Raw genomic sequence first — 17,642 nt, 5'->3', positions numbered from 1 at the left:
TTTAGTTTTCCTCCTTAACGATGGAGGGCTTGCTCATAAGGTCTTTTACTTTTTGATAGGCGTTTGCAAGTTCAGTGTAGCTATTCCAAGTTTGTGCGTAAATTCCCTTGGGGGTGCCGCCTTCGGTGCCGCGGATGAACGCGTAATAAATGCCACCGAAGTGCTTTTTGAAAATGTCATCTTCGCTCAAGTTCTCGGCTGTGCCTTCGCCGTAGAACTGCTTGAGCCATTGGATCAAACAGTAGCTGTAAAGCACGCGTTGGATGGAGTAATCGTTATCGACTTTTTCCTTGAGTGCTTCGGGCGTGTAATTGTTGTTCTCGAGCATATCCGATTTCCAGTCGAGAATGGAATAGTACTTTTGACTGTTTATGGTGCGGACGAAAAGCAAGTCGATGAAGCCTTTGCAGAAACGCTTGAGAATGTCGCTTTCGGCGCGTTTTTCGTCGCTTGTGCATTTTTCGTCATTTTCATCGGTGGCATTCTGGTTGAACTGTACTTCGGGCTTGTGGTCGCTTAGCGGAATGTCGATCAGCGCAAATGTCTGCGGCGCATCTTGTTTAGCGTTCCCTGCGGAATCTTGCTCTGTGTATTGCACGGAGTTGCCCGCGATTTCTGGCAATCTTGCATTTAACGTATTCCACGTGTAGCGTGTTGCAATGTCAATCCAGGCGTCTCGATGATTCCAGATGGGAAGCGATTCGCGCTTGAATTCTTCTTCGATGATGTTTCTCGTTTGCGGATTCGCGAGCGCGTCTTCGAGCGTCTTGTTTTCCAGACCGAACTTTTGAAATTGGGTGCATTCGAAAATGCGGTGGAGTGCGTTACCGGCGTGTGAACCGCGCGGGAACTTGTGTGCGCTCTCGTTCAAATGCGTCTGATAATCAAGCGAAGCATCGGCTGCGATGGTGCAGTTGACGGCTGCGGTATCGATATCGCGAATCTGGACCGTTGACGTGCGCGATGTTGCGATTTCTTCGCCTTCGCGGTTCGTGCGATTCCCGTCATCGGCGTCTACGAGAGTATCGGCCTTGCCCGAAAGTGAGCTGTACGAATACTGCATGATGCTTGCGTCGGCGAGCTTACCTTGCAAACTTGCCATGGCGCATTTTTGCTGGATGATGTTATCCCGAATTTCATCGGTGCTTAACGCTTTCCCGATTTCGGAATTTTCATTGAGCGGTTTTAAAATGCGCTCCTTAACGGTTTCGCTTAGCTGTTGCGGATTCCTGTTTTCCGCTTTCGGTAAAATCGCTGTCAGTTCCGATGCTTTCTCGATGAGTCTGTTGATGGAACTTTCAAGGAATACGTATTCCGGCTTGACGCCTTTGGTATTTTTCCATTTCTCGTAACGTGGCAACATGAGAATCGAAGATGCACGTGTGAAGTCAACGTAGAAGAGGCGCTTCCATTCTTCAAGTTCTTCGCGTTCGCGAGTGGTCTTGGCGTGTTCGCTGAATCCAAGACGGATTTCATCGTTGTCATGGTAAAGGAACGGGACTGTTGCTGGGCGCTTGCCTTTGAAACCTGCAACAGAAATCACGACGGGGAATTCAAGGCCTTTCGAGGCGTGAATCGTCATGACTTGCACGGCGTCGTAATCGCTACTTTTTTCGACGAGGTTGCCGTCTTCATCATCGGCGTTTTCGCTGTAGCTTGCGAGCGCTTCCAAGTGCCGCACGAGATCTTCAATGGAACAGTTGTGATTGTAAAGGTATTCGATGGCGTAATTGCCGATTTGACGGAGTCTTGCCAAATTCTGCAATCTGGAAATTTCGGTCAAGCGTTCTTCGACTTGCGTATCGCTGTAAATGCGTTCGAGCATTTCGGCGTAACGGCGTTTTTGCGCCAATTCCGTCCATGTGTTTAATTTTTGGCGCACGGGATTGTTTGGGTCATCGAATGCTTTGCTTTCGGCGTAGTGAATGTCCTGGCGGGCGATTCTGAAAAAGTCCGTGATGAGCGCTTCGCTTAAAAGGCGTCTGTTCCATGCCGAGAAATCGGGCGCGTTGATGGCCTTGAAAATGGCAATCCATTCAGCGCATTCACGGCAACTGAAAAGATTGCTGTCCTTGTAACGGCTGAACGGAACGCCTGCAGAACGCATCGCATCTTCGATAGCGTCCATTTCGCTACGGCTGCGGGCGAGTACGGCGAAGTCCTTGAAAGTCACGTTCCGGTATTGCGTGCAGTCCTCTTTTTTGAAAACTTGCAATACGGTTTTGCCATCGACAAAAGTGCACCAGTCAATGATTTTTTGAACGGCGGCGCGTGCAAAATCCACTTCGTTGATGTCTTGTTCGCTAATCCAGATGGGGGCTACTTCATTGTCGTTAATTTTAGGCGGAGCCTTGACTTGCTTTTCATTTTGCGGCGGGAGCGATGGCTCAAAATCGACGAGTTTTGTCGCCCCTTCGTTCGGTGTGAAAAAATCGCCTTTGAAAAGTTCGTTACAACCGTTGATGATTCCCGTGGTGGACCTGAAATTTGTCTGTAGCGACATGCCGTTTTTGATTTCGTGAATCGCTTTTTGATAGACATTCACGTCGGCACTTTGGAAACTGTAAATAGATTGCTTGGGATCGCCCACGACAAAAATCTTGTCGAAAATGGCACTGAAAATATCCCATTGCAACTGGTTCGTGTCTTGGAATTCGTCAATGATGGCGTACGTGTATTGCGCGCGGAGCCTGCTCTTGAGCAAGGAATCGCCTTTGCTTGTGTCAAGTGCTGCGCGGTGAACCGAGAGAATCATGTCGTTGAATGACTGGCATTTCTTTTCGGTCTTGTACTTTTGCCATTCGTCAAAAACGCTTGCGGCTTGCGAAATCAAGAAGTTGTTGAGCAAAACGTTATTGATGGAGGGGAGCAATTCTTTCAATGCTTTGAAAGATAAGAATGCTTCGTAAGCGTCGGTCGGCCATGTTGTGCGAACGAAATCGCTATCCTTGAACGAGACTCCTGAAAAGAGTGTCTTGTCTTTTTCCCAGAGCTTGAGCGCACTTAAAAAATCGCTAATGCAATTCTTAGATGTCTTGCCAAATTTTTCGGCCGGATGCTTTTCGAGTGTTGAAAATGCGTCGCCAAAAACAGGGATGCCGAGAATGTCGTCAAACGTTTTTGCAATGGCGATGGTGCGAATGTCATCATCGCTTAAAGCTGTATCGCCGAACGTGATTTGTTCAGGCTTGTCGAGAGGAATGATTTCTCGGTCGCCTTCACTACCGCGATAGACGTTGACGATGTTTTCGAGGCCGGTTGCAACTTTGTTAGCGATGGACTGTGCAGAATCGGTCTTGAGCAAAAACTGGAAATTGCTATTGTCGCTCCACTTGTCGCGAATGAACTGTTCGACAAGATCGTGAACTTCGCTATCGTCAATCATCGACATGTCAAATGGTCTGCCTGCATCGTAGGCGTATTCCTTGAGCGCCTTTTGGCAGAACGAATGAATCGTGAAAATGGCGGCGTTGTCTACATCTTGGTAGGCTTTGGAAAACAGTGCAAGTGTAGCGTCGTCGAGTTCCTTTTCTGCTTCGTTAGTCTTGTCGAGTTTGCGGCTCACGAGGACTTCGTCAATTTTTTTGCGAATGCGGTCCTTGAGCTCGCCGGCGGCTTTTTCGGTGTACGTGACGATGAGGATTTTCTTGAGCGGTGTACCGAGGCTGATGAGCTTTGCGACCATCAATTGGATGGTGTACGTTTTGCCTGTACCTGCCGAGGCTTCAATGAAAAGGCTTTTGGAAGGGTCGAATTTTTGGAGACTGAAATTTTCCATGATTATGCCTTCCTTTTCTTTGTGTTTTCGGTGACTGTAATCAGCATGAGGCTGCGCATTTTCTTTATCGCATCGGCCCATTGGTTTGTAAAGTTATTGGCTTCAAAACCGACATCGGTGATGGGGTCGAAAAGTGATTTCTTGTCGAAATATTTCCAGCAGTCTAAAAGCTTGTCCTTGAACGCGCGGATATTTGTAATGCCCTGCGTGTCGAGCAAGCTGGCGGGAACGGCCTTGGAATAAGGGCGCTCTGTTTCGTTACCGAATGCGGCGGTGTAGATTTCTTGCAATGTTTCGGTCGCCTTTTGCGGTGTCATGGAGACCGTCGCGGTCGAGGGTTCTGCGGTAGCTTCAGTATTGTAGATGGAAATCTTTACAGTCTGTTCTGAATTTGCGTCGAGTGTACTTGCTCTCTGTGCAATGACGGCTAGTGCCTTGACGTAAGGGGATAAGAACTTGTCTAAAGTCGTCTTGCTGTAAGACGAAGAGACGGTAATCATCTCGGAAATGTTGTCGAGATTTTCGCTATTGCACCAGTCGAGCGTTCCCGAAAGAGTCCACTTGCTGTCGGCGCCGCGGTTTATTTGAATGTCCTGAATTTTTGCCTGATAGCTCCAGGATTCCTTGATTTGTGAAACGAGATTTTCTCCCATTTTTGCAAGGATCAAGTTCTTTTGCGATTCCATTTCGGCAAGAAGTTTTTCGCCGAAGATGCCATCGGGCATGTTGCCTTTAAGCGCTGATTCCTTCTTGAATTTCTCAAGCTCTTCGGACTTGTGCGAAAGTTCTGCGGCAACCATCATCTTGAGAAGTTCGCTCTTTTGTAGCGGTTCAAAATGAATCGGCTCGAACAGTTCCTTTTCTGGGTCGTCAGATTCGGAGGCGGCAAGCATTTGGCTGATGCGGAATTCGAACGGGTCTTTCAAAAAATCGCTGAGCATATACAACGGGACGCGTTCGGGCAATTTGACGGCGACGTCTTCGTCTGCAGATTGCATGGCGCCAGTTGCGGGATTCACGTGCGCAAATCCGTCCTGCATCATGTTCAAGAATGCGCGTTTGTTGCGGAGGCTCTTTTGCGTGAATAGTTCCGTAAAGTCTCGAGTTTCATCCAGCGAAATTTTGTTCTCGGGCCACGCTTCGGAAAGCCCGATTTTCTCGGCGGTCGCGCCGTTCTTATCGCAATTGATAGCGTTGACCAAAAACTTTCGGATGTCATTTACGACGGAGGTCGGGTAAAGTTCGGCATCCTTGCGGATGTCCTGATTCACGTAGCTCACGTGGAAACTTGCGCTTGTGCTCATGAGCTGGCAGAGGAACGCGTAACGGCGCTTGGCGATGGGTGAATCGTCGCCCGGCCACGGGCGGCAAGACTTGCGGAGGTCTAGCGTGTTGTGCTGTTTTGCACCCGGGAAGTTCATGGAATCGCCGCCGATAAAGAACAAGTGCTTTACAGGGATAATGCGGTTCGGGATGAAGTTCATGAACGTGATGCCGTTGACGAAAAGTGTTCCGCAGCTGTAAGCGGATGACTGTGCGGCGGTGAGAAGCGTCTGCTTGACGACTTTCCACGAGATGCTTTCGAGCCCGGCATCCATCTGGTTGCGGAGACCTTCGATGGCCTGCATCACGTTGTTGACGATAATCGTTTCGCTGGCGAAACCGTCGGGTGCGCCAGACATCGTAATCCATTCGCTGATAAAATCACTGAGCTTGTTGAGGTCCGCGACTTGCCCGGCCTTTCCGAAATCCATCCACTTCTTGAGAGCTTCGATGCATTCCACAAACTTGCAAAGCGAGCGGCTGTCGCTTGTTGCCATGTCGGCATACGGCATGAGCGTTTCGCTAGAATCCCCGTGTGAAAATGCAACGGGATTCTTCGTCATTTTTGCAAGGAGCAATCGGCGAACGCCTCCGAGCCAGTCCTCTTTTTTGTGCTCGCGGTCGCGATAGACGTTTGTCTCTTCAATCCAGCTTTCCCAATTGTTCACGTCGTCTTCGCTGATGTGGCGCGTCTGCTGCACGACCGGATTGCGCAAAAGCGCAAAGAATGTCGGGCGTGTAATGGTTCCCTGTTCCAAAATCGAGAACAAGTTGTCCAGTACATTTTCGGTCTGCGAACTTCTGGCCGGTGAATCGACAATCGCAAACGGGATGTGCAAAAATCCGTCCCTGTCGTTTTCGCTGGCATACTTTTTCCTTTCGGGAGTCTGGTCGAAAATCGTCTTGATGGCGGTGCGGTAATCGTCTAGCGCAGGCGATACGACGAGAATGTCGTTCACTCGTGCGCCTTCCTGCATGAGCTTGCAGATGCTGGTGTGGAGCGCTTCGACTTCGCGAATCTTGGTCGGCGCTGCGGTCACATCTAGGCTAAAATCTTTTGATTTGCAATCGCTTGCGGCAAAGTCAGGCAATGTGTTGATGCGGTTTGCAATCGCGTACTGCACCTTGTGCAAAAGCGTATCGTGCGGAAGCTCGCTTGCATCGCTTGTGCTAAAGTCGAAATCGTAATTGGCGGCTTGGCACCAGAGCTTGATGTTGTCGCGGCCGGAACGTCCCCAGTTGCAGAGCAATGTATTTTCGGCTTCCGCTTCTGCGATTGTGTATTCGGGGATGTCGTCGACGTCATTGCTTTCGCCGGCATCTGAAATACCGACAGACATCTTTGCTTTGACATTTTCGATGTTCCCGCTCTTGTCGCTCCACTGTCCACTGCGCGAAATCCAGTTTCGGTGGATGTTGGCGTTTTGGTTGTGAACGGTTGAAGTATCTTCCCAGAATTCCATACAGGGGTTCTGGATGTAGGCGTAAACGTCGTGCGTTTCGGCGTATTTCTGCAAAATCACGCGGTAGAACTGGCCCATGCCGCCAAGACCAAAAATGAATAGCGGCGTGTTGCCCGTGTGTTCCGTGTGGAATGTGACATTGCCTTTATCATCTTGGCATGCAATGTAGAGGTACGGAATCGTCATGTATTCCGTGCGTTCAATTCCTTTGCGCTTTGCTTCGTTTTCGAAAACTTCAGAAAGCAGCGAAAGGTTTCCGTCGTGGGCGTGGAAAATGGCGGAGTACAGTTCGCGCTGCCAGGCTTCACGCTTTGCTATGTCGTGGTTCGCCATTCCAAAAAAGTCATCTAATTGCTCTTGCTTCCACTTATCGAGAATGCCCGGCGCAGACTTCCCGTCAATGCCGCGAATGAAATCGCTCGGCCTGCTTGTTTCGTATTCCAAGAATAGCGATGCCATCTTGCTTGCAAAATCGAAAAGGTGTGTTTCGTCGAGCGCTCCATCGATGACCAGGTAGCGCTTGACCTCGTCGTCCATCAGCATGTAGTTCGGCGTGCCGTTTGTCTCCTTGACGAGATACGCGAGAATCACGTTCCGGAGCATATCGGAATTCAGCTTTTGCTTGTGCGGATCGTCGCCGATGAGGATTTCCATGAGGAAACGGTCGATCATCATCGAATTGAATCCGACAAGGGACTTCTTTTTCTGTACCCATTTTAGCCTGAACCACTGCTCCAGTTTCGGGTCCGGGAAGAGGACGGCCGGGGCTTCAAACGGGTTTGTCCATGCTTTGGATACCGCCTCGATCAGTTCGTCGGCGAGATTTTCAAGGTTTAACGCGAATTTCAGATATAGCATGGCTACAATATATCTTTCACATGTGTCAAAAACAGGCGTTGACAGCTAAAAAATTGCAAAATTTCCTCTTTTTTGAGGCTTTTGGGCCTGTGACCTTAATCTCATGTTTTTGGGGAAAACATTTGCTTTTTGGGGATTTTTCATATATTTAATAGGGACGGAGCATGAATGATAAATAAAGACGTAAATCAACAATCCTGGATTGAAAAGAGCAATGCCATCATCGATTCCATCGCTGATGAATTTGACTGTGTCTGCTATGTCGATTTGGCAAAAAATCTAGATGAAGATGATGTCGATATTTTCCATGCTAGCCAGTTCTTGGTTGCCCGTGTACCCGCTCTCCGTGGAGAGCGCAATCTCCGTAAGCGGTTTAAGCTCATTTGCGATAATTTCGTTTGCTCCGAAGATCGTGATGATTTTCGTGAACGAACCCGTCGCGAAGTGATTGCGCAAAATCTTGAAAAAGCCACTCAATATATAGTTCCGTTTAGATGTGAACTGGATGGTGCCGAAGTTTATTTCCAGATGAACTTCTTTGCCGACCGCGACAAGTCCGGTATGCTTAAGGGCTTTACTTTAAGACTGCGCAATGTGGACCGCGATATCCGTTCCAAGCAACGCTACGAACTTGAACGCCACCTCAACGAAAATATCGTCATGAAGTTTGGCGAAAAGGTGGAGTCCGTTTTTGTCTTCAATCCGACAAAAAAGACATTCAGGACTTTGTATTGCAAGGACGAACTCAAAGGTCTTTTTCCGGCCGAGGGCAAGCTCAATGGAATAGGTGGGCTTGTTGTCATGGACGTCATTCATCCCGCTGATCGGGAGATGATGAAGAAAGGCCTTGACATAAACAATGTCCTTGACCGCCTTTCTCGCGAGCGTAATTTCCGCTACCTGTTCCGTGATATTGCTCTTGGTTATGCCCGCTGGTACGAAGCGCGCGTGATGCGTTTTGATATCGGTGACGATAATGAATTTTTGGTGGGCTTTGTCAACAAGAACGATGAAGTCATCAATAAAAAAATCAACGAAAAAGTCAGTGAAGAATTTGCAAACATTGACCTTATCAATTTGGAAGAGAATATCATACAGGTTGTTCGCAGGTCAAAATATTACAATGGCGTAAAAGAAAAGGATATTATTCCTTTTGAAGTCGGCTTCAAGAACGCGTCTGCATTTGTTCATGAAGAATTTCGGGAACAGTGGAATAAGTTTGGAAGTATTGAAAACTTGAAACGTATTTTTGCGACTACAGATAGCCGGGAAATTGTTTTCAAGCATTTGACGGGTGACGGCTCGTATTTTTGGTGTCGCAACGTATTCCGTGTCCTGGATAGGATTGACGGTGTCCCGGTAACGCTTGTCATGACGGCCTCGGTTGTGGATAGGGACCAGTCCGAAAGGCTCAGCTTGAACGAAAAGCTCGTGCAGCAGAAAAAGGAACTGGAAATCAACCTTTCGATTATCGACGTGCTTGCGTCGGAATATTCCTCGGTGATGTATGTGAACCTCATGACCAAAGAGGTGATTCCATATTCCATGAACGAGTTGTCGCAGCGTTATTATGAGACGATGATAAAAAAGGGTGCGCTCTACAATGAAGTGTACCTGAGCTTTGTAAAAGAATTTGTTTATGACGCCGATAAGCCAAAAATGTTTGAGGCTGGTGAACTCAACAACATCAAGGCTTACCTTAAGAACAATAAGACCTATGTGACGTTGTTCCGTTCAAATGTTGCGGGGCAAATCCGCTACAGCGAAATGAAGTTCGTGAAGGTCGATGATGAAAATGAAGAGCCGACGGCAATGGTGGTCGCCTTTGCAAACCGTGATGACGAGGTTAGCGCACGCTTTGTTCACGAAAAGATTATGGCGGAGTACGAGGCGATACTTCTTTGCGATTTGTCGAACGATACGGCCCGTGAAATTTTGCCCTCGAAAAATGTTGATTTTGGCAACGAGCAAGAGCGCAATACATGTTCTTATCGCGCTAGCCGAATGGTGCAGATTGTCGATAGCGAATACAAGGAAGAATGGATGCGCCTTGCAAGCCCGCAGTATATCCAGCGTCTCCTTGCTTACGATGACCGTCGCGAATTGCTCTTTAAGGCTTCGATTTTCAAGAACCCGTGGATAAGCTTTGTGATGCAGGTCGTGGAACGCCGCAATGGCGTTGCGACTCTTGTGATTATGACGTTTGCCGCAGTGGACAAGAAACGTGCCGAAAGGATTCAGCTGAACAAAAAAATTGCAGAACAGAAAGTAGAACTCGAACGCAATATTTCCATTATCGAAGCGCTATCGTCTGAATACACGTCGGTGTACTACATCAATCTCGAAACCGAAGAGATTACGCCTTATTCCATGAATAAGGCGACGGCGAACTCGTTTGGTGAAACGTTCAAGCGTAACGTCAAGTATTCGGTAGCGTACTCTGTTTACGTCGACAAGTTTGTGAGCGGCATCTATAAGAATCGCATGCTCCAGGCGGGGGCTATCAAGAATATCCGCGAGCAACTTGCCACCCAGAAAAGCTTTAATACGATGTACGTGAACTTCCTCAATCGCTATTGCGAGATGAAGTTCGTGAAGGTGGGCGATTCGGACCATCCGAAATTTGCGGCGCTTGGTTTTGCCGACAAGGATGACGAGCTCCGCAAGGAAATCCAGCAGCAGGCGGTGATTCAAGGCCTTGCCGAAGACTTTGACTTGGTGTGCTATATTGATGCTGTTTCCATGCACGAAAACGTGTACCGCTGTACGGACGTCTTCTTGCGTTTGTTCCCGAACTGGAACGAAATTCAAGGCTTTGCAAATCGAATTGATGCCATTGTCGAAAAGTTTGTCTGCGAAGAGGACCGCGAAGGCTTCTGTAAGGCGACACGTCGGGAAATTGTTCTTGAAAACCTCAAAAACAAGAATGCCTATTACGTGAACTTCAAGGCGAATGTCTTTGGACACGTTGAATATTGGCAAATCAAGTTTGTGCTGACTGCAACGAACCCAGTGCAGATTGTGGCGGGTTTCCATAGCGTTGACGAAGAAACTCGCAAGCAGAAGAAAGACCAGGAAGCTTTGGAACGGGCGCTACAGATGGCAAATTCTGCAAGCCGCGCAAAGACGACGTTCCTCAACAACATGAGTCACGATATCCGTACACCGATGAACGCTATTATCGGGTTTACGGGCCTTGCTGCAGAACATATCGACAACAAGGAACAGGTTGCCGATTACCTCTCGAAAATCGGGCAGTCTTCGGAACACTTGCTTGCGCTTATCAATGACGTGCTCGACATGAGCCGCATCGAATCGGGCAAGATGAACATTACCGCTCGTCCGGAACGCCTTTCGGATATTATCCACACGCTTAAGGGAATTGTGCTTTCGGATGTCCGCAATCGCAAACAGCAGTTCTTTGTGGAACTTGAAAACGTTCACAATGAAATGATTTTCTGTGACAAGTTGCGCTTGAATCAGGTGCTGTTAAACGTTGTTTCCAATGCCATCAAGTACACGCCGAAAAATGGACTCATTACGATGAATGTCAAGGAATTGCCTGCTGAATCGGGCTATGGCGTTTATGAGTTCCTGGTGAAAGATAACGGCATCGGCATGAGCGAAGCATTCCTGAAGCAGATTTTCGATCCGTTTACCCGCGTGAATTCTTCGACGGTGAGCGGCATTCAGGGCACAGGTCTTGGCATGTCCATCACGAAGAATATCATTGACATGATGGGCGGGACGATTAAGGTTTCGAGTGAAGAAAATTTTGGCACCGAAGTCTTGATGACATTTAAGTTTAAACTTTGCGAAGATTCTGAATCGACTCTTGAAACCGGAAAGTTCAAGGGCTTGCATTGCCTCGTCGTTAATGACCGCCCGAATATTTGCAGAACCGTTGATGCGTCTTTGAAAGGTGAAGGCTTGCGCTATGATTTCTGTACATCGGATGCTGGCGCTCTCGAATGCATTGAAAAATCCCGCACTGCAGAGGATGATTACCAGCTGATTTTGATTGACTGGAATGTGCAAGAGATGAGGGGCATTCAGATTTCGCGCAAGATCCGCAAGGTGCTTGGGCCGAAAACGCCGATTGTGGTGCTTACCTCTTATGACTGGCTTGACATTGAAAAAGAAGCGCTTGAAGCGGGCGTGACCTCGTTCTTTGCAAAGCCCTTGTTCCCCTCGGATTTAAGGCGAATGCTCGAAAAGTTCTGTGGGAATTCTTCGGAAATTTCGCTGGAATCTGATTCTGCGTTGAAGATGCTTTCGAATCAGCCCCAAACGTATGACTTTACGGGTCGCAAGGTCATGCTTGTTGAAGATAACGAACTGAACCGTGAAATTGCAACGGAAATTCTGGAAGACCGCGGTATAGAAGTGACGGCGATGGAACGTGGCGACTTGGCTGTAGAAAAACTCAAGTATTCGTCTGTCAAGTACGATGCGATTTTGATGGATATCCAGATGCCGGGTATTGACGGTTATGAGGCGGCTCGCCGGATTCGTAACCTAGAAAACAGGGAAGTCGCGAATGTGCCGATTATTGCGATGACCGCAAACGCATTTGAAGAAGACAAGCGCGCTGCCTTAGAATCGGGCATGAACGATCATGTGGCAAAACCCGTGGATGTAAACGTCCTCTGCGCTACCCTCGCCAGGTTCTTTAAATAGTTTTTTGCACGCCGTTGTCAAATTCGACGGTAAACCACTTTTCTTCGATAACTTCGTAGTCGGAACCGCCGTTAAAGACGTTTGCGTTTCCGTAGACTTCGTAGCCCTTGCGCATGGAAACGGTGCAGGCAAACTTTTCGGAAAGCTGTTTGCAGACTTCGGTGATGATGGATTCCGGGATGTTCTTGCAGATTTCTTGAATGCTGATGGATTCGCTTTTTGAATTACTGTCGGTGATACCGCGCAGGCTAATGCTTATCTGTTCGCTAAACTTTCGGAGCAAAAACTTGTAGCCCTTGTACGTATATTCAACAGGGGTATCCGGCACCGATGCAAGCGCCTCCGCGTTACAATAAACCGACCCGATAACACTATATTCGTAATCCATGATTGAATTATAGTAAAACCTAGAACTTCGCTTTTTGGCGACGGCCAAGGTATTATCTTCGCAGTAGCGTGCAAAACGAGTGTTGCGACGGGCTGCTAGCAGACCGGCATAACCGAGTGAAGCCGCTGACGCCGGAGGCGTCAACTCCGAGCTGGGGCCCCGCCCGCATAACTTTCATTTCAGCATTATAAAATGCCTTCAAGCTGAAAGCTCTAGATTTGTCATAAATAGACATTTACATTTTTTATATTTAAAACGATAAAGAATTAGAGGTTTTTAGAAGATGAAATTTATCCATACCGCAGACTGGCATCTTGGCAATATGATGCACGACATTGACCGCACGGATGAAACGGCTGCGTTCCTGAAATGGCTGAAAAGTGAAATTGAACGCGTCGGTGCCCAGGCGCTTATCATTGCAGGCGACATTTTTGATGTCGTGAATCCTTCGAATGTGGCGAAAACGCAGTATTACAAATTCTTGGCTTCGCTCCTGAAAACGAACTGCACCAATGTCGTTGTCGTTGGCGGTAACCATGATTCCGGCTCGCTTCTTGATGCGCCGGGGGGTGTTCTCGAAGCGCTGAACATCAAGGTCGTGGGTTCAATCAATGACCGCAAAGTTGAAGATTTGGTGGTCGAGCTCAAGGATGGCGATGAAAATGTTATCGGCATTTGCTGCGCCGTGCCGTTCATGCGCAATTTGGAACTGGAGCAGTTCTATAAGGATTGTGGAGATGCGGTTTCTGACGAAGATTTACTGAAACGCCTTTATGGTGATGTGTACCGCTATGCCGTAGAATTGCGCGGGGATAGGAATATTCCGATTATTGCGACCGGGCATCTGTACGCTTCGAACCTTTCGGGCCGTAACGGCGATGAGCGAGAATCTAGCGCGGATGGCAATGCTGCAATTCCTGAAAATTCTGTAGAAGATGGTGTCCGTGAAGTTATCGGGACGCTTGGCAATGTGGATATTTCGACGTTCCCGAGTGAACTCGATTATGTGGCGCTAGGGCATATTCATTATGCTTCGATGGTTGCCAAGAATCCGAAGGTGCGCTATTCGGGCTCGCCGTTCGTGATGGGCTTTGATGAATCGAATTGCAAGCGCGTTGTGCTTACGGTCGATGTGAAGCCGAATGAGGCGCCTGTTGTTGAAAAGGCGGAAGTCCCGAAATCGATGCGTTTTGAACAGTTCAAGGGCGATCTTGAAACTCTCAAGCGCGATTTGCGAAATCTTGAAAAAGAGCTCATTGCAAATCCGATGGAAACGTATGTCGACTTGCTTTTGACAACGGGTAATTTTGTGAACTTGAACGATGCGCTCGAAGCCGAAGAATCGGGCAAGCATTTTGTGGTCAAGCGCCATCGCGTTTCTCGAGAGGTTTTGCGTGGTGCAAATGCGTTTGATGACTGCGTGGAATCTACAAAGCAGTACACCAAGGAAGATTATTTCAGAATGCTCATTGCATCGAACGCTCAAGAAAGCGATGAATCTGAAGTTGTGAAAAATCAGTACAATAAGTTTATCAGTCTGTTTAACGAAGCTGTCGCCAAAGCTCAGGACAATGTTTAAGGGAGTGCTCGATGAAGATTAAGAAGGTTGAATTCAGTAATATCAATTCCCTTGCCGGCGAATGGACGATCGATTTTGAATCGCCGGATTTTGCGAATAGCGGCATGTTCTGCATTTCGGGCCCGACTGGTTCCGGAAAAACGTCGATTCTCGATGCGATTTGCCTTGGACTTTATGGCAAGACGCCGCGCTTGGGCGCCATCGTGGGCGATTCCAATGAGGTGATGACTTACGGGGCCAAGAGCTGTTCTGCAAAAGTGACTTTTGAATGCAAGGGCGTTGTCTATTCGGCATGCTGGAATCAGCACCGCTCTTTGAGAACGAATAAGTTGCAGAAATATTCCTGGGCGCTGACGAATGAAACTTCGCAGACTATTGAAGCGTCTTTTTCTAAGCAGGCCGAAATCGAATCGACGATGACGCGCGTGATTGGTCTTGACTTTGGACAGTTCACCAAGTCCATGATGCTTGCGCAGGGCGAGTTCAACAAGTTCCTGAAATGCAATGAAAATGAACGTGCGGCGATTCTTGAAAAGCTGACGGGCGATGGGATCTACAGAAAAATTGCAGTGGCGGTTCATGACTTGTATGCTAATGCAAACAGGGCTGTCGAAGACGTTGAAACCAAGATGGGCGCAGTCACGTTGCTGACTGAAGAAGAGCTTGATGCATTGGGCAAAAAAATTGAAGAGGCGACTTCTCAAAAGGATACGCTCGCTCATGAAGAAGAACGCTTCCGCAATATTTGCACTTGGTTCGAAACTCTGCATGGCATTGAATCGCATTTGGACACGGCCAAGGGGCTGCTCGTAACTGCAGAACGCGCCAAGGCTGAATTTGAACCGAACCGCGAAAAGTTGGAACGCGCATTGCGCGCTCAGGAAGTGGAATCGTCGTATGCAGAGTTCAATTCTGTGCGTGGAAATCTTGAACACATGAAAATGCAACTCGGCGAGTGCCAAAAGCGACTCCCCGAAGCCGAAGAAAAACTCGAAAGTGCTGCAAAGGATAATGGCGAAAAGCAGGCCGCATTTGAAAAATGCAAGGCAGAATATGTTGCCAATGAATCTGTCTGGCAGCAGGTTTCTACGCTGGATGGCGATATTCGAAATGCACGTACGCAGGTGAAAAATGCGGACGCTGATGTCGTGAAAATTGCATCTGAAATTAGCACGACCCAGACGAAAATCAAGGAGTTCGGTGACCGGATTTCTGAAAATGAAGGCGCTCTTGAAAAAGTCAAAAAGTACATTGAAGACAACGAAAAAGATGATGCGATTGATGGCTTGTTGCCTCTCTTGAAAGCGATTGCCCTGGAAAGAGACCATGAAAACGCTACAGTTGCTGTTGAATCTCTGCATTTCGATGCCCTGAAAAAAGGGCTGCAGAAATTTGATGAAGCAAGCGAACAGCAAAAGCAAGATTTGAGTGCGTTGCGGGATTATTTGAACGAACATCAGATCGATGCGGACCTTGTGAATTTGTTGCCCGAAATGAATGGCTGTGCTAGCGATGCGGAACGCCATCACGGTGAATCTGTGCGTTTGCAGAGTGATATTGAATCTAAGCAAAAGCAAATTGCTGGTTTGACATGTGAACGTGAACAGGCTCAGACGAAATTGTCAACGCTCCTGAATGAGAAGGAAACGATTATCCAGGATGATATTCCCGTTGTTGTTGCTGAACTCCGCCACGCGTTGAAGCCGGGCGAACCGTGCCCTGTTTGCGGCTCGCGTGAACACCTCTCGTGTGACGATTCGGCAAAGGTTGAAAATGGCGCGGAACGCTTGAACGATTTTGCCGCCAAGTTGCGTAAGATCAATGGCGAAATGGAACAGGTCCAGCGCAAGCTGGATGGCTTTGCAACGCAACAGCAGAATCTTGAAGAATTGCTTCGCGAAAGTTCGCAAAAGCAGAATGATGAGTCCATTGCCGAAGCGGCCTCGCTTGAACTTTTGAACGCTAAACTTGAGCCGTGGAAGGAATGCGCGACTCTTGGAAGCGTGACTCTTGAAAATGCTCGTGAGGTTTTGCAGAATCTGCAGACGCTTAAGACAACATATTTGCAAAAAAAAGAGAATGCCGATGACTTGCAAAACAAGGTCAACAGTGCCGCTGTTGAAAGAGCAAATCTCGTGGGCAACCTGAGCCGTACAGAGGAAACTCTTAAAAAGGCACAAGATAAGGTGCAGGAGTTCTCGCAGAAAATCGAAAAATTGCTTGAACCGTGGTTCTCGAATATCCGCATGGAAGATATGGACGCGCTCCTTGTCGAACTCGAAAAGAAGAATGACTGGTGGAGCAAGGCTCAAGATAAAAAGGTCAAGGTCGAAAGCGACTTGGAAACGTTCCGCTCGAATGTGGAGCAGCTCAAGGAAAATCTTGAACAGGCTCAGTCGAGACTCGATGAAACCAAGCGCAAGCTAGACGGCCTTCGCGAAAATCTCGCCACGCTCGAAAAGAGCCGTAACGAGCTCTTTGGTGAAAAGTCTGTGGATGATGAACGCAACAAGGCGAGAACCTTGCGCGACACGGCTGAACGTGTGTCCAATGAAGCCCGCCGTTTGGAACAGCAAATGCGCGAAGCGAAAATTGCGCTTGACAATTCCATTGCGGAATTGAACCGCCACATTGCAGATGCTGAACCGAAACTTGCTGAACTCCAGGCGCTTTTCCTCGAGAATCTCGCTTCGAAGAATTTTGCGAATGAGCAGGAATTCATGACCGCGAAACTCCCGGAATCGGAACGCAAAACGCTCCAGCAAAAGCAAAAGTCCGTGGATGACAACTGGATGACTGCGCAGACATCGGTCAAGAATTTCAACGACCAGCTTTCAGAGCATCAGCAAAAGCGCAACTTCGAAGAATCCGAAGATGTGGCAAAGCAGAATCGCGATTCTGCAAAGTCCAAGCTGAACGAATGCACCGTAAATCTTGCGACATGGACGGAACAGAAAAAGAATGACGAAAGACAGCGCCAGACGTTCAGTGATATGCAGGCGGAATTGACCGTGCTCAAGTCTAAGCGCAGCGACTGGGAACAGATGCAGCGCTGGTTTAACGGCAACAGGCTTGATACGGGCAACGGCGATGTGTTTGTCAAGTTCATCCAGACGATTACGCTCCGCAATTTGCTGAAAATAGCAAATGGCTACCTGCGCGATATGTTCCCGCGTTACGAGATGGTGACCGAGCCGAATACGCTCAACATCCAGCTTGTGGACCATGACAATAGCGATGCCGTGCGCCCGATTGACAACATTTCCGGTGGCGAAGGGTTCCTCGTGAGTCTTTCGTTGGCGCTTGGAATTTCGACACTTGCCAGCCGCAATGTGCGTATTGATTCCATGTTCCTCGATGAAGGCTTTGGAACGCTAGACTCCAAGATGCTCCAGGAAACGGTCATCGTGCTCCAAAAAATGCAACAGGAAAAGGGCAAGCTTTTGGGCGTCATCACGCACGTGGATTTGGTCAAGAGCGAACTCAGGACGCATATTGACGTTACGCCTTGCGGTGGCCGCAGTATCCTCAGCGGAGCTGGTGTTGTGTCGTCCCGGCCTTGAATCGGATCCC

General features: G+C 48.3%; 6 protein-coding genes. 3 read left to right on the top strand and 3 right to left on the bottom strand.

What is annotated here, in order from left to right; all coding sequences use genetic code 11:
- Position 1: 1 nt before the first annotated feature.
- Positions 2-3,778 carry a UvrD-helicase domain-containing protein gene (locus B7982_RS06900; protein ID WP_088660121.1) on the bottom strand — a complete coding sequence of 1,259 codons (3,777 nt, stop codon included), beginning with the start codon at positions 3,776-3,778 and terminating at the stop codon, positions 2-4.
- 2 nt (positions 3,779-3,780) lie between these two features.
- A complete protein-coding gene (locus B7982_RS06895; protein WP_088660120.1) occupies positions 3,781-7,422 on the bottom strand; it encodes an exodeoxyribonuclease V subunit gamma in 3,642 nt (1,213 codons plus the stop codon).
- Between the two features lie 168 nt (positions 7,423-7,590).
- Here B7982_RS06895 and B7982_RS06890 point away from each other — a divergent pair, with 168 nt between their 5' ends.
- A complete protein-coding gene (locus tag B7982_RS06890) occupies positions 7,591-12,102 on the top strand; it encodes a response regulator (RefSeq protein ID WP_088660119.1) in 4,512 nt (1,503 codons plus the stop codon).
- Here B7982_RS06890 and B7982_RS06885 read toward each other — a convergent pair.
- Entirely contained in the window at positions 12,095-12,490 is a 396-nt protein-coding gene (locus B7982_RS06885) for a hypothetical protein (protein WP_088660118.1), read from the bottom strand. The two genes, B7982_RS06890 and B7982_RS06885, sit on opposite strands and share 8 nt — an antisense overlap.
- A gap of 283 nt (positions 12,491-12,773) precedes the next feature.
- Between B7982_RS06885 and sbcD the strand changes: the two genes are divergently transcribed.
- Positions 12,774-14,069, top strand: a complete 1,296-nt coding sequence (gene sbcD, locus B7982_RS06880; RefSeq protein WP_088660117.1) for an exonuclease subunit SbcD — start codon at positions 12,774-12,776, stop codon at positions 14,067-14,069.
- Positions 14,070-14,080: 11 nt separating this feature from the next.
- Positions 14,081-17,632: an AAA family ATPase gene (locus tag B7982_RS06875; protein ID WP_088660116.1), complete on the top strand. Its 3,552-nt coding sequence runs from the start codon at positions 14,081-14,083 to the stop codon at positions 17,630-17,632.
- Positions 17,633-17,642 lie beyond the last annotated feature (10 nt).

It is taken from the genome of Fibrobacter sp. UWB2 (assembly GCF_002210425.1).
GTDB lineage: Bacteria > Fibrobacterota > Fibrobacteria > Fibrobacterales > Fibrobacteraceae > Fibrobacter > Fibrobacter elongatus.
This window is presented reverse-complemented; position numbering and strand designations above follow the sequence as displayed.